Genomic DNA, 18,845 nt, shown 5'->3' with positions numbered 1-18,845 from the left:
GCGTAATGGGGCCTGATAACTAAAGTTAGGAGGTTGCTATACATTTTCCAGGAAAAACTGACAAATCAGCACTAACTGACAAGGAATAATCCGTATCCGACAAGCGCTGCCCACACCAGCAGCGGCAGAGAATAAAGATGGAAGCGCCACCAGATACGCCGGTTGCCCGCCATGCGCAGCGCGATCAGATTCGCCAGCGAGCCCGGCAGCAGACCAAATCCGCCGATGTTGACCGCCCACGCCAGCAGCGCGGACGGCGGCACATAATTCAGCAGCAGAATGGTTGAGGGAACATTACTGATCACCTGCGACAGGCCGATCGCCGTCAGCCAGAGCTGAAGCGGTGAAAGTCCGCCGACCCGTTCCAGAAGACTGTGTAAAACAGGAAGCTGGGTCAGGAGATGAACGTCAATAAACATGGCGATAAAGACCAGCAGCAGCGACCAGTCCACCTTCAGCACCACCTCTCTGGCGACGATCAGGAAACCGATAAACAGAATGCCCAGTCCCCACAACTCCTGCTTTGTCTCCAGCGCCACGAGAAACAGCAGGTAAAAAAACAGACAGCCCCAGACCAGCCGCCGTTGCCACTGGGGTAATTTGTCCCCGCTGCGAAATTGCAGGGCCTGAGACGGAAAGGCGAGCCAGCACAGCACCAGCAGGGTGATCATCATGCTGAGCGCCAGCGGCAGCATCTGCCAGATAAACGCCGGAAACGAGAGACCGGATCGCCCCCACAGCAGGATATTTTGTGGATTGCCGATGGGCGTGAGCAGCGAACCGGCATTGACCGCCAGCGCTTCAAAGATGATCAGCCGGTTAACCGGGATTTCACACCACTTTTTCAGCGTCAACGTCAGCGGCACCACAATGAACAACGCCACGTCATTCGTTAAAAACGTCGATAGCAGCGCCGCCGCACACAGCATAAACAGCGCCAGTTGCCGCACGGTGACAAAGCGGCGCGCCATTTTGCGTCCCAGCACGTCAAAGCAGCCGCTCCGCTCAACGCCCTTCGTCAGCAACATTAAACCACTGAGGGTAATAATGGTGTGCCAGTCCACGGCGGCAGGCCAGCGCTCAGGAGTAAACGGGACAAACAGACTGAGAATGATGGCAATGATAATTAGCAGATGCAGGAAACGATCGCGGGCCAGCGCGTGCAGGAACGGCAGATTCATTCAGCGGGCGTTCCGTGTTGCTGGCTGAACTGGTGGAATTTCTCCAGCGTTTCTTCGCTGACGTGATGTTCGATGCCTTCAGCGTCGCGGCGCGCGGTATCCGGGCTGACGCCCAGCACCAGCAGGAAGTTTTCCACGATGTGATGACGCTGACGGCTCTCTTCGGCCAGCTTTTCACCTTCCGGCGTCAGGAAGACGCCGCGCCACGGGATCTGCTCAATCAGTCCAACGCTCGCCAGTCGCTTGAGCATTTTGGCAACGGTGGGTTGTGAGACGCCAAGACGCGCGGCCATATCCACCTGACGCGCCTCGCCCACTTCGCGGATAAGATCGGAAATTAACTCAACGTAGTCATCAATCAGCTCACGACGATGCGCCTCCCGCACCTGGCGGAAGCCCTCTACGTGATCTTCAACATTCACCAATTGCGTCACTTTTTTTGTTGTTGGTTTTCCCGTGCGACGACTCATTGTGCTTCCTCGTTCATGCGATACCCCCGGGGCATCAGGTAAAGAACGCTCATTGTATAGGATTGTGATGGGAGTACAAAAAATTAACTTTTTAGCCATAGCTATAAAATATAGCCTATGCTATATCTGTATGTAATGCAGTCACTCTTCACGGACGAAGGGGCAAACGGTCAGGAGGTCATATGAACGAATTTCAGAGGTGTATACGCGTGTTTAGCCACTCTCCTTTTAAAGTACGCTTGATGCTGTTGAACATGCTGTGCGAGATGATCAACGGTAAACCCCGGCAGGATGATAAATCCTCTCACTAATGCGGCGTCGCGGTACGCCGCTTCATTTTCCTGTCATCTTTCGGCGTTACGCTGACGGTTTTGTTGTTAAAACCCCTTTTTTCTTCCGTATTTGCAATCCACCTCGCAAAACAATTTCTGACGGCTAGTTGACCTTATATTCACGGCGCTTTATCTTCTTGCAGCCCTGCAACTATTGCGGCTCGCAGATGCGGACACTCTCCCCTCTTCACGCACTCACCGGCAGGTTTTGACCCTTGACGCCAGGGTGAGCACATGGCGTTTTATGACAGTGGCATATGAATTACACCCTGAAAGAATCGCTTGCCTCCCGACGCCTGGCGTTAAGCCCGTGGATTGGTTTTTATTTCCTGCAATCGTTATTAATTAACCTGGCGCTCGGCTATCCCTTTAGCCTGCTGTATACCGTGGCGTTTACCTGCGTGCTGCACCTGCTATGGCGCACGATGCCGAAGACGCAAAAAGTGATAATCGGTATTTATTCCCTGGTGGCCGCCAGCTATTACCCCTTCGGCCAGGCCTATGGCTCTCCCAACTTTAATACCCTGCTGGCGATGCATTCGACCAATATGGAAGAGTCCAGCGAAATTCTGACCATTTTTCCCTGGTACAGCTACGTTATTGGACTGTTTATTTTTGCCCTCGGCGTGATTGCCGTGCGCCGTAAACCGGTAACTCAGTCATCATGGGGAAAAATGGACACCCTGTGCCTGCTGTTTAGCGTGGGAACGTTTTTTGTTCAGCCGGTGCAGAATCTGGCGTGGGGCGGCGTATTTAAACTTAAGGATACGGGCTATCCGGCCGTGCGCTTCGTCAAAGACGTGGTGGTAAACAATCAGGAAGTGCTGGAAGAACAGGCGCGAATGGCGCAGCTGGCGAGCGTGAAAGATACCTGGCACGTCTTAGCGGTTAAACCGAAATATCACTATTACATCGTGGTCATTGGTGAAAGCGCGCGCCGTGATGCGCTGGGCGCATTTGGCGGACACTGGGATAACACGCCGTTTGCCAGTTCAGTCAACGGTACGCTGTTTACCGACTATATTGCCGCCAGCGGCTCGACGCAAAAATCGCTCGGACTGACGCTTAACCGGGTCGTCGATAATAAGCCACAGTATCAGGACAGTTTTGTGACGCTGGCAAACCGTGCGGGCTTCCAGACGTGGTGGTTTTCCAATCAGGGGCAAATCGGCGAGTATGACTCCGCGATCGCCAGCATCGCTAAACGCGCTGACGAAGCGCAGTTTCTAAAGAGCGGTGATTTCGAAGCGGATAAAAATACGCAGGATACGGCGCTGCTGAAAATGACCTCGCAGGTGTTTGCCACCCAGCGCAGCCAGCCGCAACTGATCGTTCTGCATCTGATGGGGTCGCATCCGCAGGCCTGCGATCGTACAAAGGGAAAATATAGCGTCTTTGTGCAGTCAAAAGAGACCTCGTGCTACCTCTACACCATGACGCAAACCGACGATTTATTACGTCAGCTTTATACACAGTTGCAAAACACGGGCGAAAGTTTCTCTCTGGTCTATTTCTCCGATCACGGGCTGGCGTTTAAAGAGCGCGGCAAAGAGGTGCAGTACCTCGCCCATGACGATAAATACCAGCAGAATTTCCAGGTACCGTTTATGGTGTTGTCCAGCGATGATAAAACCCATCGGATAATCAAAACGCGCCGCTCGGCCAATGATTTCCTCGCCTTTTTCTCGCAGTGGACCGGCATCACCGCAGAAGAGATCAAAAATCGCTACAAGTTTATTTCGACGCAGAAAGCCGGGCCGACGTGGATCACCAACTTCCGGCTGGAGAAAGTGGACTATAACCATCTGGGCACTGACGTTTTTAGTACAAAAAGTCGTTAGTGAAATCAGCCCGCTTGCCCGTAAAAACAAAAATCCGCCCTAGGGCGGATTTTTTACAACGTAAAATCACGTCGTTATTAGAAACGGTAGCCGACGCCCGCGATCCAGGTGCCAACGTCAACGCTACGGATGCGGCTCTGCTCGTAGGAGACGTCCAGAGCAACGTTTTCCATCGGGTTGAACTGCAGACCAGCACCGTAAGCTACGCCGTAATCGCTGGTGCTGTGGTTGTCAGGAATGTCGTTCGCCTGAACTTTACCGTAGCCAAAGCCGACTACGCCATACACGCTTGCCCAGTCGTTGATACGGTAAGCCGGACCAGCAGTGAAGCCGTAGTACTGCGCTTTGTTGTACAGACCGTTAGAGGTGTCATCTTTTTCGGTATAGGTGAAGGAACCAATAACGCCCAGCGGAGTATCATTTTCGTAGCGATACTTCAGGTTGAAACCGTTAGCTTTATTAGCCACGCCCTGCATATCGCTCTGAGCGTAACCACCGGTAACGGTAGAAGTTGCAGCTACGGCAGTACCTGCGGAAACGGCCAGAACTGCGGCCAGTGCTGAAAGACATGCAATTTTATTCATAACCACCTCAAATGTGCTTCAAGTAAGTCCTAAGTTTTAAATATATCAAAATGCTAAGAAACTTTTTGCAAATTGCGTTGTCCCGTCGGTCATTTCCTGTAACGAAACATTTCCATTCTTGACTATCCCTTTCAAAAAACAGCGCTTTTGTCGCAGAGGCCGTTATTATGACGCGCCCCGGTGATTGCAATCATCGGAATACTCTCAATCTCCGACAGATTTTTTTGCGCACATTCTGATTCACACGATGAATTATAAGCACTCTTTTTTCAACGGGGACTAAACTGTCGACGCCGGGTCCATTACACTGGTGACTTTTACCTCTTTTGACAAATATTGACGGGAGAAAGGATGCCTGGGCTACAGCGTAAAATGCCGATCTGGTTACCTTGTGTTATTTTATTGGTCGCGATGGCCTCCATTCAAAGCGGCGCTTCGCTGGCAAAAACGCTTTTTCCACTGGTAGGGGCACCCGGCGTGACGGCCCTGCGTCTGGCATTGGGGACGCTCATTTTGATTGCCGTCTTTAAGCCGTGGCGATTGCGTTTCGCAAAAGATCAGCGCTTACCCCTGTTGTGCTACGGCGTGTCGCTGGGGGCGATGAACTACCTGTTCTATCTGGCTATCCAGCGTATTCCGTTAGGTATTGCGGTAGCGCTGGAATTTACCGGTCCGCTGGCGGTGGCGCTTTTTGCCTCGCGTCGGGCGGTTGATTTTGTGTGGGTGATCCTCGCGGTTCTCGGTCTTTGGTTTCTGCTGCCGCTGGGCAAGGACGTGGCACACGTTGACCTGACGGGTACCCTGCTGGCGCTGGGCGCGGGGGCGTGCTGGGCGGTTTATATTCTCTCGGGTCAGCGCGCCGGGGCGGAACATGGTCCGGCGACGGTGGCGATGGGATCGCTGATTGCGGCGATTATTTTCGTGCCTTTAGGCGCATTGCAGGCGGGAGATGCCTTATGGCACTGGTCTATTTTGCCGCTGGGGCTGGCGATTGCCGTTCTGTCGACGGCGCTGCCCTACTCGCTTGAGATGATCGCCCTCACCCGTCTGCCGACGCGCACCTTCGGCACACTGATGAGTATGGAACCGGCGCTGGCTGCCATTTCGGGCATCATTTTCCTTGGTGAAACCTTAACCTCCACACAGACACTGGCGCTGGGTGCCATTATTGCGGCCTCCATGGGCTCTACGTTAACCCAGCGTCGGGAGCCGGAGATTAAACGCGTTAAAATCAAAAAATAATACTATTCTGCATGGTGTGCATAGCCATGCAGAATATTCGCATCTTATTCATAGCGTTATTCTGCCGTTTTTGATCGCCATATAAATAATAATGCTAAGGCCATTTGGCTTTGCAGCGGAATTAAGAATCATTTACCATGATGCCAAAATAACCCTTTGATATATAAAGATACCTATATTAACAGCCGTCTCATGCTATTAAACCGATAGGTACAGACTGAATAGCAGAGTTAAAAAGCGGTGCTATACTTAATCTCGAAATTTACTTAGGAACCCACATCAAGAGGATATGAGATTATGAGTACCGCTAAACTAGTCAAAACAAAAGCGTCTAATCTGCTTTATACTCGCAACGATGTTTCGGACAGCGAGAAGAAAGCCACCATTGAACTGTTAAATCGTCAGCTGGTTCAGTTTATCGACCTGTCGCTGATCACCAAACAGGCTCACTGGAACATGCGCGGTGCTAACTTCATTGGTGTTCATGAAATGCTGGATGGCTTTCGCACGGCATTAACCGATCATCTGGATACCATCGCTGAACGTGCCGTTCAGTTGGGCGGCGTGGCCCTGGGTACCACTCAGGTCGTTAACAGCAAAACGGCGCTGAAAAGCTACCCGCTGGATATCCACACCGTTCAGGACCACCTGAAAGAGCTGGCCGATCGTTATGCGATCGTCGCAAACGATGTGCGCAAAGGCATTACCGAAGCGAAAGACGAAGATACTGCGGATATCCTGACCGCTGCCTCACGCGATCTGGATAAATTCCTGTGGTTTATCGAATCTAACATCGAATAACCATAAGAAAATCCTGTCACCCCGTCGTCATCCGGCGGGGTATGATGCACCGTGAAGGTGCATTTTTTTTGCCCTGCGCGGGCTAAAGTTAAGCACTCGTAACAAGCACCTCACAAAATCGTTAATAAAAGATTGTTTTCCCCCCGGATTCTGCGATAAAAATCAACTCAGGCTATAACATCAGACTGGCGCACCAAAATGGTGCCCTGAGATAGTGCATGAAATCGCGAAACGATCATTTTCGTGCACTCGCCTGCCGCTCGGTTACTGTAAAAACAATGAGTTGTAAAAGTGGCACGATTTTTTCATACCACCGTTTGTTCTTGCAGGGGATCGCCCCGTGAATATAAAAGGAAATGCTATGAAGTCTCTATTTAAAGTTTCCCTGGCTACGCTCGCGCTGGCTTTCGCAGTTTCTTCTCACGCAGCAGATAAAAAACTGGTTGTCGCCACCGACACCGCGTTCGTTCCTTTCGAATTCAAACAAGGCGATAAATATATTGGTTTTGATGTCGACCTGTGGGCCGCCATCGCGAAAGAACTGAAGCTGGATTACACCCTGAAACCGATGGATTTCAGCGGCATCATCCCCGCTCTGCAAACCAAAAACATCGACCTGGCTCTGGCCGGCATCACCATTACGGAAGAGCGTAAAAAAGCGATCGAGTTCTCCGATGGCTACTACAAAAGCGGCCTGCTGGTGATGGTCAAAGCGGATAATAACGATGTGAAATCGGTAAAAGATCTGGACGGTAAAGTGGTTGCCGTGAAGAGCGGCACCGGCTCCGTTGATTATGCGAAAGCGAACATCAAAACTAAAGATCTGCGTCAGTTCCCGAACATCGATAACGCCTATATGGAACTGGGCACCAACCGTGCAGACGCGGTAATACATGATACGCCAAACATTCTTTACTTCATCAAAACGGCGGGCAACGGCAAATTTAAAGCCGTAGGCGAGTCGCTTGAAGCACAGCAGTACGGCATCGCCTTCCCGAAAGGCAGCGACGATCTGCGTGAAAAAGTGAACGGCGCACTGAAAAAACTGCACGACAACGGTACCTATAACGAAATCTACAAAAAATGGTTCGGTACTGAACCTAAATAATACGCTTTGATGCACGCTTCTGGGGGCGGCTTTCGCCCCCCAGACTGCTGACAAAAGAGGTTGTCAGGGGAAACACCGGGATTGGGTTCCCGGAGGGAGGCCCAACCCGGTGGTCGCCCCGCGTTCCACGGACGTTTTGTCATCAATCTCCGGGGGCGGCTTTCGCCCCCTGTTCTATTTAACGCGGTAACAGGAATTTATTATGGAGTTTGACTGGAGTGCCATTTGGCCTGCCATTCCGATTTTGCTGGAAGGGGCCAAAATGACGCTGTGGATCTCGGTCCTCGGCCTTGCAGGCGGTCTGATCATTGGTCTGCTGGCGGGGTTTGCCCGCTCTTTCGGTGGCAGGATCATCAATTTCATCGCCCTGGTGTTTATTGAAATCATTCGCGGCACCCCGATTGTTGTGCAGGTGATGTTTATCTACTTTGCGCTGCCGATGGCCTTCAATGATTTGCGCATCGATCCCTTCAGCGCGGCGGTAGTCACCATTATGATCAACTCCGGGGCGTATATCGCGGAGATCACCCGTGGCGCGGTACTGTCGATTCACAGAGGCTTTCGCGAAGCGGGGCTGGCACTGGGTCTGTCACGATACGAAACCATCCGCCACGTCATTCTGCCGCTGGCGCTGCGCCGTATGCTCCCGCCGCTGGGTAACCAGTGGATCATCAGCATCAAAGATACCTCCCTGTTTATCGTCATCGGCGTTGCCGAACTGACGCGTCAGGGCCAGGAAATTATTGCCGGTAACTTCCGCGCGCTGGAGATCTGGAGCGCCGTCGCCGTCATCTATCTGATCATCACTCTGGTTCTGAGCTTCGTTCTGCGCCGTCTTGAAAAAAGGATGAAAATCCTGTGATTGAATTTAAAAACGTCTCCAAGCATTTTGGTCCCACTAAAGTGCTGCACAATATTGATCTGCACATCACCCAGGGCGAAGTGGTGGTCATTATCGGCCCGTCAGGTTCGGGAAAATCGACGCTGCTGCGCTGTATCAACAAGCTGGAAGAGATTACCAGCGGCGAGCTGATTGTTGATGGTCTGAAGGTAAACGATCCGAAAGTGGACGATCGTTTAATTCGCCAGGAAGCCGGGATGGTGTTCCAGCAGTTCTATCTGTTCCCACATCTGACGGCGCTGGAAAACGTGATGTTCGGCCCGCTGCGGGTGCGCGGAGCGAAAAAAGCGGAGGCTGAAAAGCTGGCGCTGTCGCTGCTGGCGAAAGTGGGCCTTGCCGAACGTTCGCACCATTATCCGTCGGAGCTTTCTGGCGGCCAGCAGCAGCGCGTGGCGATTGCCCGTGCGCTGGCGGTGAAACCGAAGATGATGCTGTTTGATGAGCCGACCTCTGCCCTCGACCCGGAGCTGCGCCACGAAGTGCTGAAAGTGATGCAGGATCTGGCAGAAGAAGGCATGACGATGGTTATCGTGACCCATGAAATTGGCTTTGCCGAGAAGGTTGCCTCGCGTCTGATCTTTATTGACAAGGGGCGGATTGCCGAAGATGGTCATCCACAAACGCTGATCGAAAACCCACCCAGCCTGCGCCTGCAAGAGTTTTTGCAGCACGTCTCCTGATCCCCCTCCGCCTCTTCGGGGGCGGATCGCCAGAATTGTCTCATTTCCCGCCGCGTCTTCTCTGGGATCTATACTTAACCTTTTGCTATAGATTCTCATTGGAGGAGTCCGTGCCGTGGATTTTACTGCTACTCATTAGCTTACTCAGCGCCCCGCTGCACGCAGCGTCTATCCCAGGCGTCACCACCAGCGCCCCCGCAGCGACGGATAAAAAAGCCGAGCCCAGCGAGCCGGATCTCGCCCAGAAAAAAGCGGCTTATGCCGCGCTGGCTGACGTCCTGGCTAACGATACATCCCGCGACGAGCTGATTGAACAGCTTCGTCAGGTGGCCGCTACGCCGCCGCCGGAACCGGTCCCGGCCATTGCGCCGCCGGAGGCAAAAGAAGAGACAACGGTGCTGGAAAACGTCACCACCGTAGGCCGTTATTACGGCGAACAACTCTCCTCCCGCTTTGCCCAGCTTTATCGTAATATCACCGGCTCCCCGCATAAGGCTTTCAATCCCCATACGTTTACTAATGCGCTCACCCATTTTTTGATGCTGGCAGGCATGGTCTTCGCCTTCTACGCGGTGATCCGCATCGCCGCGCTACCGCTTTATCGCAGAATGGGCCGCTGGGGACGCAAAAAAAATCGCGAGCACGGCAACTGGCTTCAGCTTCCCGGCATGATCATCGGCGCGTTTATCATCGATTTACTGCTGTTGGCACTGGCGCTTTTTGTCGGCCAAATCCTGATTGATAATTTCAATTCAGGCAGCCAAACCATCGCGTTCCAGCAGAGTCTGTTCCTGAGCGCTTTTGCCCTGATCGAGTTTTTCAAAGCGATTCTGCGCCTGATATTCTGTCCGCGCGTCCCTGAACTGCGTCCGTTTTCAATCACCGATGAGTCGGCCCACTACTGGAATCTGCGACTAAGCGCGCTCAGTAGCTTAATTGGCTACGGGCTGATCGTGGCGGTGCCGATTATCTCCAACCAGGTGAATGTCCAGTTCGGGGCGATGGCGAACGTGGCGATCATGCTGTGTATTACGCTGTGGGCGCTGTATCTGATTTTCCATAACAAACAGAAAATCACCGAGGATTTGCTGCATCTGGCCGAGCGGTCGCTCTCATTTTTTAGCCTGTTTATCCGCGCCTTTGCCCTGGTGTGGCACTGGCTGGCCACCGCCTATTTCATCGTGCTGTTCTTCTTCTCCCTCTTCGATCCGGGCAATAGCCTGAAATTTATGATGGGTGCTACGGTACGCAGTCTGGCGATTATCGGCCTGGGGGCGTTTGCGTCCGGCATCCTTTCGCGCTGGATCGCCAAGCGGATTACCCTGTCTCCACAAACGCAGCGTAACTATCCTGAACTGCAAAAGCGGCTTAACGGCTGGCTTTCCACGGCGCTGAAAGCCGCGCGCATTCTGGTGGTTTGCGTAGCGATTATGCTGCTGCTCAGCGCGTGGGGACTGTTTGATTTCTGGAACTGGCTGCACAACGGCGCGGGTGAGAGGACCGTTGATATTCTGATCCGCATCGCGCTGATCCTGTTCTTCTCAGCGGTGGGCTGGACGGTACTGGCAAGCCTGATTGAGAATCGCCTGTCTTCCGATATTCATGGTCGCCCGCTACCGAGCGCACGTACCCGTACGCTGCTGACACTGTTCCGTAATGCGCTGGCGGTGATTATCAGTACCATCACTATCATGATCGTACTTTCTGAAATCGGCGTGAATATCGCCCCGCTGCTGGCGGGTGCCGGGGCACTGGGGCTGGCTATATCGTTCGGCTCACAAACGCTGGTGAAAGATATTATCACCGGGGTCTTTATCCAGTTTGAGAACGGGATGAATACCGGCGATCTGGTGACCATCGGACCGCTCACTGGTACGGTCGAACGGATGTCGATTCGCTCGGTCGGGGTGCGTCAGGATACCGGCGCGTACCACATTATTCCGTGGTCCTCGATCACCACCTTCGCCAACTTCGTGCGCGGCATCGGCTCGGTGGTAGCGAACTATGACGTCGATCGTCATGAGGATGCCGATAAAGCGAATCAGGCGCTGAAAGAGGCGGTAAACGAATTGATGGAAATGCCGGATATTCGCGCGCTGGTGATTGGCGAGCCGTCGTTTGCGGGCATTGTCGGCCTGACTAACACCGCCTTTACCCTGCGCGTCTCGTTTACCACTCAGCCGCTGAAACAGTGGACCGTCCGTTTCGCGCTGGACAGCCAGGTGAAAAAACATTTCGACCGGGCCGATGTCCGCGCCCCGGTGCAAACCTGGCAGATCCTGCCGTCGCCAGGGGCAGCGATGCAGCAGCCGGGAGCCATGCCGACAACGGGCGTGGCTCCCCAGCCGCCTGCCGAGCCGACGCTTTAGCGAGCGCGGGCCGCGAAACGACGACGCTGGTCTTCGTCGAGGAAGGTCCAGGCGATAAAGCGACTCTGCTTTTGACCCTGGGCCATCTCTTTTTTCACTACTTTCACCGCGCCTGCTGCCGTCAGCGCAGGATACAACAGCGGCAGGTTTTCACCACGGGACACCAGCGAGCTAAACCACATCACCTGACGGGCGAACAGCTTGCTCTCTTCAATCATCTGCTGAATAAAGCGCACTTCCCCGCCTTCGCACCACAGCTCCTGCTGCTGGCCGCCAAAGTTACGCGCATCAGTTTGCTTTTGCCCCAGGTTACGCCGCTTGCGCTCGTTGCCTTCACGCGCCGCTTCAGCGGAATCGTGGAACGGCGGATTACAAATAGTCGCGTCGTATTGCTCGTTTTTATGAATGATGCCGCGAAAAATAGCCGCTTCATCTTTCTGTTTACGCAGGCGAATGCTGCGATTCATGCCTGGATTGCCGTTCACGATGGCCTGAGCGCTGGCGAACGCCTCGGCATTGACCTCGGTGCCGGTAAAGCGCCAGCCGTACTCATACGCGCCAATCAGTGGGTAGATACAGTTAGCGCCGACGCCGATATCCAGCACGCTGGCCTGACGGGGAATTTCACCGCCGGTCTCTGACAGCAGGTCGGCCAGATGATGAATATAATCCGCCCTTCCCGGCACCGGCGGGCAAAGAAAACCGTCCGGGACATCCCACTGCTGTACGCCGTAAAAATGCATCAGCAGCGCTTTGTTCAGTGCCTTAACGGCCCGCGGCTCGGCGAAGTTAATGGTCTCTTCGCCGGAGGGGTTGGTGGTGATAAATTCAGCAAGCTCCGGGCACGCCACGCAGAGGGCGGGAAGATCGTAGCGGTCACGGTGGCGGTTACGCGGGTGTAATCCCGGTTTCTGGGCATTCATAGCTTTCTCCTGTCGATTGCCGCGTAAGATACCCGTTGACGCCGGGCGGGTAAATAAGTGAGTCTGGAGAAATCCGTTTTTTGCAGAGGAAAACTATGTATTTTTATCAGCCGTCGCAGGGGCATGGCCTGCCGCACGATCCGCTTAACGCGATTATTGGCCCCCGTCCTATTGGCTGGATCGCCTCGCAGGACGCGCAGGGGAAGGCTAATCTGGCCCCGTATAGCTTTTTCAACTGCTTTAATTATCGGCCACCGATTATCGGTTTTGCCAGTAGCGGCTGGAAAGACAGCGTGCGCAATATCGTCGAGACCAAAGAGTTTGTCTGGAATCTCACCACCCTACCGCTGGCGCGTCAGATGAACGAAACCTCCGCCACTCTGCCGCACGGCGAGAATGAGTTTTTACGCGCCGGCCTGACGCCTGCGGCCAGCCGCCTCGTCAGCGCCCCGCGCGTGGCAGAAAGTCCGGTCAACTTCGAATGCCGTCTGTCGCAGTGCATTCAGCTCACAGGCGCGGACGGCACGGCGGTAGACACCTGGCTGGTACTGGGAGAAGTGGTGGCGGTACATATTGATGAGTCGCTGCTGGAGGATGGCATCTATCAGACCGCCAAAGCGCAGCCGGTGCTGCGGGCGGGCGGGCCATCAGCGTATTACAGCATTGATGAAGCCCACCGCTTTGACCTGATCCGCCCGGATGCGCGGCAGGAATAATTTTTACCCTTCTCACTCATCCTTAGGCCTTATATGGCGTGCCGCGAATGGTCCTAAAACCCCGCGCCGCGCCCTTGTCTGCACAAAATTTGACCCCATTTTGCTATAATGAAGTAAACCTCAGGAGGTAAAAATGGCATCAGGTTGGGCAAATGACAGTGCTGTACAGGATCAAATCGACAGTACCATTGAAGATGCGGTTGCACGCGCGCGTCGTGACCTGCCAACGGGTGAAAGCGTCGAATTTTGTGAAGAATGCGATGAGCGTATTCCGGAGGCGCGTCGTAAAGCGATTCCCGGCGTGCGGCTGTGCGTTAACTGTCAGCAGAAGAAAGATTTAAAAAATGCGAAATTTTCAGGATATAATCGCAGAGGTTCGAAGGATAGCCAGTTACGCTGACTGTTCTTTGCCGATGCTGACAGGATCTCACCGTAACCTTACGAGCACGAATTTTAAAGGCCAGAGTAGCAAACTGTGCCTTTAAAACGTTTCTGACCGTGCTCATCTCTCTTCCAGATTAAAAGTCGAAAATAATTTATTAATAATCAATAAATTATTAATCCATCAAATTTTTCGAACAACGTCGTCAATTCTCTTCGATTTTATCTCTCGAAAAAAAGCGTGATACTTATTACATCGACGGAACATCGTCACATTAACAGAATAACCTGCGAGAGATTACCTATGAAAACCATCAAATATGCTGTTGCTGCTATTGCCCTTTCTACCCTTTCCTTTGGCGCTTTTGCTGCTGAAGCCGTCAACCCGGCTCAGGCACAGAGCATGAATAAAGTCGGCGTGGTCTCCGCTAACGGTGCGACCACGCTGGATGGCCTGGAAGCACGTCTGGCAGAGAAAGCTGCTGCCGCTGGCGCAAAAGGCTATAGCATCACCTCTACCAACGGTAACAACAAAATGAGCGGCACTGCGGTTATCTATAACTAATTGCAGCCTTGTTTTGACCTGACCCGCTGGCCACCCACTTGCGGGGCGTATTAACCCTCATTATTGACTCTGTGTTTGTTACCCTTTTTGCCCGTCCATGATGGACGGGCTTTTTTTTGGCGTCCGCTTAGTAACTCTGCGCAACGCGGGCAAGCCCGGACGCCAGAGAATCCACTTCGCCGGTTGCTAACAGGCAGCAGGCAATCTGAATTTTCAATGACTGCGGTACCGGCTCGCAGCCGCTGACACAGCGCTCAATCCAGCGCGCGGTAACCTCAGGATCTTTACTCTCCGGTAGCGATAGTTCACTGGCTTCGCTGAGTTCCTGACGTTCGCTGATAACCCGCACGCCGCCTGCGTCGATCAGGCTGATCGGAGGGCAACGCTGCGGACTGGCGTACACTTCGCCTTCGGTCCCCTGCATCAGCAAGCCGCGCCCGCCGATATCGGTGAAAAATTGCGCCACCCGGGTAACGTATTCCGGGTGCGAAACGCTGGAGAGACGCAGGGCGGCATCTTCTGCAAACGGCGTTGCCAGTTTTGCCAGGGTGTGCGCGCTGTTACGTACGCCCATCCGCCAGCGTAGCGCCAGCTGTTTTTCCAGCGGCGGGCAGAACGCGCTGACCGGAATATACACCGGCTGCGAGCCGTCGAGTTTCGCCTGCGCCTGCCCGGCATGATGCGTGGCTTCGATACCCAGCAGGGAAAAGATGGTTTCCGTCAGCACGCGTCCAGGATCTTCACTCACCCCATGAACCACCACCGGAAAGCCGAACTTATGCAGCAGGATCGCCAGCAGCGGCGTCAGATTGGCCTGCTTTCGCGCCCCGTTGTAGCTCGGAATAACAACAGGCATTGGCTTCGCCACCGGTGGCGTCAGGCGCATCACCTGCTTTTGCATGGCCTGATAGAACCCCTGCATCTCGGCTTCACCCTCGCCCTTGATACGCAGGGCAATCAGAATGCCGCCCATTTCGAGATCGTCCACCTCGCCGTTAAGCATCCGGGTATAGAGCTCTCGCGCGGTGTCGACATCCAGATCGCGGGCGTGATTTTTCCCCCGCCCCACTTCTTTGATGATCTTGCGGTAATCCATCCAACATCCTCCTGCGGCTCACATCATTAACGTCGTTTGCGACGAGTTGGTTTTGTTTTGGTTTTGTTAACTATAACGTCAGGCACGACAGGTTGGGAAATCGGAAACACCGGCAACGCATCCAGCAGCCGCTTACCGTAGTTTTTCGTCAGCAGGCGTTTATCATAAATCACCACTTCCCCCCAGCAACTGTGGCTGCGGATCAAGCGCCCCACTTGCTGAATGAGATTGAAAGAGGCGCTGGGCAGGCTTTGTACTTCAAACGGATAACGCTTCAGGCTTTTCAGCCACTCGCCTTCGGTGATCACTACCGGACTGTCGATAGGCGGAAAAGCGATTTTATGAATATGGACCTGGCTTAACAGCTCACCTTTGAGATCCAGCCCTTCGGCGAAAGATTGCAGCCCGACCAGCACACTGCGCTCGCCAGCTTCCACCCGTTTGCGATGCAGCTCCACCAGCCGATAGCGCGGTTGGTCGCCCTGCACCAGCAACAGCAGGCGCAGATCGGTAATGTGCTCCAGAAAGCGCTGCATCGCGCGACCGCTGGCAAACAGTACCAGCATACCGCGATGCTTTTTGCTCTCCAGCTCCTGACGGAAAAACGCCGCCATTTCGGCAACGTGCTGCTCTTCGTTTTCCATCAGCGGCTCATAGTGCATCTGCGGAATAATAATTTTGCCCTGTTCCACGTGGTTGAAGGGCGAGTCCAGCGCCACAAAACGGTCGCCCGCCTTCTCTTTTAAGCCGCTCATCTCCTGCAAACGGGAAAAACTGTTGAGCGAACGCAACGTGGCGGACGTAACGATAATGTGCGGCACGCTGCGCCAGAGTAATTTTTCCAGCTGATCGCTGACGCGGATGCCGACACAGTGAAAGAACATATGCATTTGTCCTTCACGGACATCCCGCGTCGCCCATTTTGACACCGGCGCACCGGAGGCGTGCGCCAGCGAGGCCAGACGCCAGAGTTTACTCTGCGCCTCAAACATCCCCAGCGCGCGGTTCATTTGCAGGATCACCCGATGCAGGCGAACGATATCGTGCGAGCCGGTTTTTTCACCCAGATCGTTGAGAAATGCCTCGGCCAGTCCGCGCAGCAGCTCGGTCAGTTTTGCCAGCCGCTGACAAATGGTCATGACTTCTTCCGGTAACTCCCCCATCACAAAGCGATGCTCGGCCTCCTGGGTAGCCGGAAGGTATACATTCAGAATCGCATTCAGGGAGGCGATCAGCTCATAAAGTTCTTCGCAATGGGCGTTAAGGCGCTCAGGCGTGGCGAGCGGCGGCAGGGTTTTCGGGCGGAACTGCTCAAGGCAGGTCGCGACCAGTTTGGTAAAAAGATCGAGCTGAAGCCGATACCACGGCGCGGTAATTTCAGCGCTCATTTCCAGCGCGTCGCGCGCGACATCGGGCAGGTGATGGCCTTCATCAAGCACCAGCAGCAGATTTTTCGCTTCCGGCAGCACCGCTTCGCTCTCCATTGCCGCCATCACCAGCGCGTGATTGGCCACCACCACCTCCGCTTCCTGGATCTCACGCCGGGCAACAAAAAACGGGCATTCCCGGTAGTAGTGACAGTTACGGTTCAGGCAGCTGGCTTTGTCGGTACTCAGGCGTCGCCACAGATCGTCACTGATGGCGCGGTCGGTATGATCGCGCAGGCCATCCCATTTATAGCTGTCGAGATCGCTTTTTAGCGTTGCACAATGCTGCTGCTCTTCTTTATTATTCGGCGTCAGCTCATCATCAAGAAAGGCCAGCAGATCCTGCTGGGTTTCTTCCGTGCTGGCAAGCGCGGTGAGGTTACGCGGGCAAACGTAGCGACCGCGCCCAAATGCCGCCGTGAAGCGCAGCTCAGGAATGATTTTTTTCAGCAGCGGCAAATCTTTGCTGTAGATCTGGTCCTGAAGCGCGACGTTGGCGGTGCTGACCACCAGCGTTTTTTGCTCTTCCCTGGCGATGGCAATACCGGGGATCAGGTATGACAGCGTTTTACCGACGCCCGTAGGTGCTTCAATCGCCAGATGCCGCCCTTCCTCGCCAGCGAGGGTTTTCGCCACGTCAGCAATCATCTGCCGCTGCGGCGGACGCGGGATAAATTCCGGGATTTGCTGTTGCAGCGCCTTATACCAGGCGGCGATTTGCGCTTTTAGCGCGGGAGTAAGGGCCATCGTAAAACCTGAGATACTGTATAAACAGCCACTATTGTGCCATTTTTCAGCCTGACGGGGTATGGGTTTTTGGAATTGTGGAAAGCAACTCGCAAATAATTCACAGGTTTAAACGGGCCCCTCTCCCTGACAGGAGAGGGGAAAAGCGTTAACGCAGCTCCGGCCAGTACTCTTTATTCGCTTCAATCAGCGCATCCAGCACCTGACGCGCTTTTTTCGCATCGATGATCGTGCGGTTAAGCGTCAACGCCTGTAGGGCTTTAGTGTAGGAGCCTTCAAACCACGCCTCAACGGTCAGCCGCTCATAAGCAAACTGCTGCTCAATCAAGCCCTTATAGAAAGTCGGGATTTTGCCGACGCCGTACGGACGCGGTCCGTTGCAGCCAATTTCGGCCGTCAGTTCGACCATGACATCGTCATCCAGGTTTTCGACCAGGCCGTTATTGGGCACCATCACAATGAATTTTTTCTTCAGATTGAAGGCGATAGCCTCGGCCAGCTCGACGATCATGTCGCCGTGCGCGTCGTTGTGTACCACGTGGACATTGCGCGTCGTTCCTTCTGCAACCGCGGTGCGGCACTCTTCAAACACCCGCTTTTCGCGCCCGTTAATCACTTCATTGGCGCGGGTAAAGTTGGGGTCCAGTTTGGAGAATTTATACTCCGGGTAAAGGTAATATTGCAGATAGGTGTTCGGCAGATAATCCGGGAAATCACGCAGCATATCGGCCACCGCCGCGTAGGTTTCCAGCCAGGATTTATCGCGTTGCTCGGCATCCACTGGTTTAAAACCGTTGGCGGCAATATAGGCCTTCAGTTCCGGAGCAAGGTCATTACCGTTTTCATCATACAGGTGGGTAAACCAGCCAAAATGATTGAGGCCGAAATAGACCGGATCGAAGGTTGCCGGGTCGCGGTTCAACAAGCGTCCGTAAGAGCGCAGCAGGTTGACCGGCTGATCGCAGATATTGAGGATGCGTTTATCTTGCGGGAAACGCTTGTTCAGGGCATCCGCCACGATTGCCGCCGGGTTGGTGTAGTTGAGGATCCAGGCTTGCGGCGAGCGGGCGCGGACTTTTTCGACCAGCGCAATCATGTCGCGAATGGAGCGCATACCGTAGGCAAAGCCGCCTGCGCCGCAGGTTTCCTGCCCGATGACGCCGAGGCTTAGCGGAATTTTTTCATCTTTCTCGCGCATCGCATAGCCGCCGGTGCGCATCTGACAGAAGATGAAATCCATATCATTAAACGCGACCTCTTCGTCGGTGGTATAGGTAAATTCCAGTTCCGGATATTCTTCGCTGAATAAGACTTTAGCGTAGTCGCCAATCACCGCCTGGCGTTCGCTATTCACGTCAAACATCACCAGTTTTTTTAAGGGCAGACGCGCCTTGAGTTTGCATAATGCTTTTAATAATCCCGGCGTCCATGTGGAACCCCCACCGACTAATACGATATTAAAATGTTTTTTCATCATCAGT

General features: G+C 53.9%; 18 protein-coding genes. 11 read left to right on the top strand and 7 right to left on the bottom strand.

The window, feature by feature from the left end; all coding sequences use genetic code 11:
• Nucleotides 1-71: 71 nt before the first annotated feature.
• Entirely contained in the window at nucleotides 72-1,181 is a 1,110-nt protein-coding gene (locus INT84_RS02840; protein WP_194205536.1) for an anion transporter, read from the bottom strand.
• Complete coding sequence (gene mntR / locus INT84_RS02835; RefSeq protein WP_176920556.1) at nucleotides 1,178-1,651, bottom strand: manganese-binding transcriptional regulator MntR; 474 nt, start codon at nucleotides 1,649-1,651, stop codon at nucleotides 1,178-1,180. Before mntR ends, INT84_RS02840 begins: the two co-directional genes overlap by 4 nt.
• Before the next feature lie 182 nt (nucleotides 1,652-1,833).
• On the opposite strand from mntR, the gene mntS reads away from it, so the two are divergent.
• The gene (gene mntS / locus INT84_RS02830; RefSeq protein ID WP_176920555.1) at nucleotides 1,834-1,962 is read left to right on the top strand and encodes a manganase accumulation protein MntS; all 129 of its coding nucleotides are present in this window, start codon (nucleotides 1,834-1,836) and stop codon (nucleotides 1,960-1,962) included.
• A 278-nt stretch (nucleotides 1,963-2,240) separates the two neighbouring features.
• Complete coding sequence (locus INT84_RS02825) at nucleotides 2,241-3,824, top strand: phosphoethanolamine transferase (protein ID WP_194205535.1); 1,584 nt, start codon at nucleotides 2,241-2,243, stop codon at nucleotides 3,822-3,824.
• Between the two features lie 77 nt (nucleotides 3,825-3,901).
• On the opposite strand, the gene ompX is transcribed toward INT84_RS02825, so the two are convergent.
• A complete protein-coding gene (gene ompX / locus INT84_RS02820; RefSeq protein WP_176920553.1) occupies nucleotides 3,902-4,408 on the bottom strand; it encodes an outer membrane protein OmpX in 507 nt (168 codons plus the stop codon).
• A 351-nt stretch (nucleotides 4,409-4,759) separates the two neighbouring features.
• Here ompX and rhtA point away from each other — a divergent pair, with 351 nt between their 5' ends.
• From rhtA to ybiO, 6 genes are all read left to right on the top strand, one after another.
• Nucleotides 4,760-5,650, top strand: a complete 891-nt coding sequence (rhtA, locus tag INT84_RS02815; protein ID WP_176920552.1) for a threonine/homoserine exporter RhtA — start codon at nucleotides 4,760-4,762, stop codon at nucleotides 5,648-5,650.
• Nucleotides 5,651-5,947: 297 nt separating this feature from the next.
• Nucleotides 5,948-6,451 carry a DNA starvation/stationary phase protection protein Dps gene (gene dps / locus INT84_RS02810; RefSeq protein WP_103675503.1) on the top strand — a complete coding sequence of 168 codons (504 nt, stop codon included), beginning with the start codon at nucleotides 5,948-5,950 and terminating at the stop codon, nucleotides 6,449-6,451.
• Between the two features lie 361 nt (nucleotides 6,452-6,812).
• Nucleotides 6,813-7,559, top strand: coding sequence for a glutamine ABC transporter substrate-binding protein GlnH (gene glnH / locus INT84_RS02805; protein WP_194205534.1), 747 nt, complete (start codon nucleotides 6,813-6,815; stop codon nucleotides 7,557-7,559).
• A 202-nt stretch (nucleotides 7,560-7,761) separates the two neighbouring features.
• Nucleotides 7,762-8,421 (top strand): glutamine ABC transporter permease GlnP, encoded by a 660-nt coding sequence (gene glnP / locus INT84_RS02800; protein WP_176920549.1) that lies wholly within the window; start codon nucleotides 7,762-7,764, stop codon nucleotides 8,419-8,421.
• The gene (glnQ, locus tag INT84_RS02795) at nucleotides 8,418-9,140 is read left to right on the top strand and encodes a glutamine ABC transporter ATP-binding protein GlnQ (RefSeq protein WP_194205533.1); all 723 of its coding nucleotides are present in this window, start codon (nucleotides 8,418-8,420) and stop codon (nucleotides 9,138-9,140) included. The genes glnP and glnQ overlap by 4 nt, the downstream gene beginning before the upstream one ends.
• Nucleotides 9,141-9,250: 110 nt before the next feature.
• Nucleotides 9,251-11,509, top strand: coding sequence for a mechanosensitive channel protein (gene ybiO, locus INT84_RS02790; RefSeq protein ID WP_194205532.1), 2,259 nt, complete (start codon nucleotides 9,251-9,253; stop codon nucleotides 11,507-11,509).
• Here the strand turns inward: ybiO and rlmF are convergent.
• A complete protein-coding gene (gene rlmF / locus INT84_RS02785) occupies nucleotides 11,506-12,432 on the bottom strand; it encodes a 23S rRNA (adenine(1618)-N(6))-methyltransferase RlmF (RefSeq protein WP_194205531.1) in 927 nt (308 codons plus the stop codon). The genes ybiO and rlmF overlap by 4 nt on opposite strands.
• Before the next feature lie 95 nt (nucleotides 12,433-12,527).
• Here rlmF and INT84_RS02780 point away from each other — a divergent pair, with 95 nt between their 5' ends.
• The 3 genes from INT84_RS02780 (at nucleotide 12,528) to ybiJ (ending at nucleotide 14,094) form a co-directional block, all read left to right on the top strand.
• Nucleotides 12,528-13,148 carry a flavin reductase family protein gene (locus INT84_RS02780; protein ID WP_194205530.1) on the top strand — a complete coding sequence of 207 codons (621 nt, stop codon included), beginning with the start codon at nucleotides 12,528-12,530 and terminating at the stop codon, nucleotides 13,146-13,148.
• A 133-nt stretch (nucleotides 13,149-13,281) separates the two neighbouring features.
• The gene (locus INT84_RS02775) at nucleotides 13,282-13,548 is read left to right on the top strand and encodes a DksA/TraR family C4-type zinc finger protein (protein ID WP_194205529.1); all 267 of its coding nucleotides are present in this window, start codon (nucleotides 13,282-13,284) and stop codon (nucleotides 13,546-13,548) included.
• Nucleotides 13,549-13,833: 285 nt separating this feature from the next.
• A complete protein-coding gene (ybiJ, locus tag INT84_RS02770) occupies nucleotides 13,834-14,094 on the top strand; it encodes a DUF1471 family protein YbiJ (protein ID WP_176920543.1) in 261 nt (86 codons plus the stop codon).
• A gap of 127 nt (nucleotides 14,095-14,221) precedes the next feature.
• Here ybiJ and ybiB read toward each other — a convergent pair whose 3' ends face one another.
• The 3 genes from ybiB to INT84_RS02755 form a co-directional block, all read right to left on the bottom strand.
• Complete coding sequence (gene ybiB, locus INT84_RS02765; protein ID WP_194205528.1) at nucleotides 14,222-15,190, bottom strand: DNA-binding protein YbiB; 969 nt, start codon at nucleotides 15,188-15,190, stop codon at nucleotides 14,222-14,224.
• A gap of 26 nt (nucleotides 15,191-15,216) precedes the next feature.
• Nucleotides 15,217-17,364, bottom strand: a complete 2,148-nt coding sequence (gene dinG / locus INT84_RS02760; protein ID WP_194205527.1) for an ATP-dependent DNA helicase DinG — start codon at nucleotides 17,362-17,364, stop codon at nucleotides 15,217-15,219.
• Nucleotides 17,365-17,512: 148 nt separating this feature from the next.
• The gene (locus INT84_RS02755; protein WP_228065792.1) at nucleotides 17,513-18,841 is read right to left on the bottom strand and encodes a 6-phospho-alpha-glucosidase; all 1,329 of its coding nucleotides are present in this window, start codon (nucleotides 18,839-18,841) and stop codon (nucleotides 17,513-17,515) included.
• Nucleotides 18,842-18,845 lie beyond the last annotated feature (4 nt).

Origin of the sequence: Superficieibacter sp. 1612_C1, from assembly GCF_015234305.1 — a bacterium.
GTDB lineage: Bacteria > Pseudomonadota > Gammaproteobacteria > Enterobacterales > Enterobacteriaceae > Superficieibacter.
Note: the sequence above shows the minus strand (reverse complement) of the source record. Positions and strands in the feature narration are given on the sequence as shown.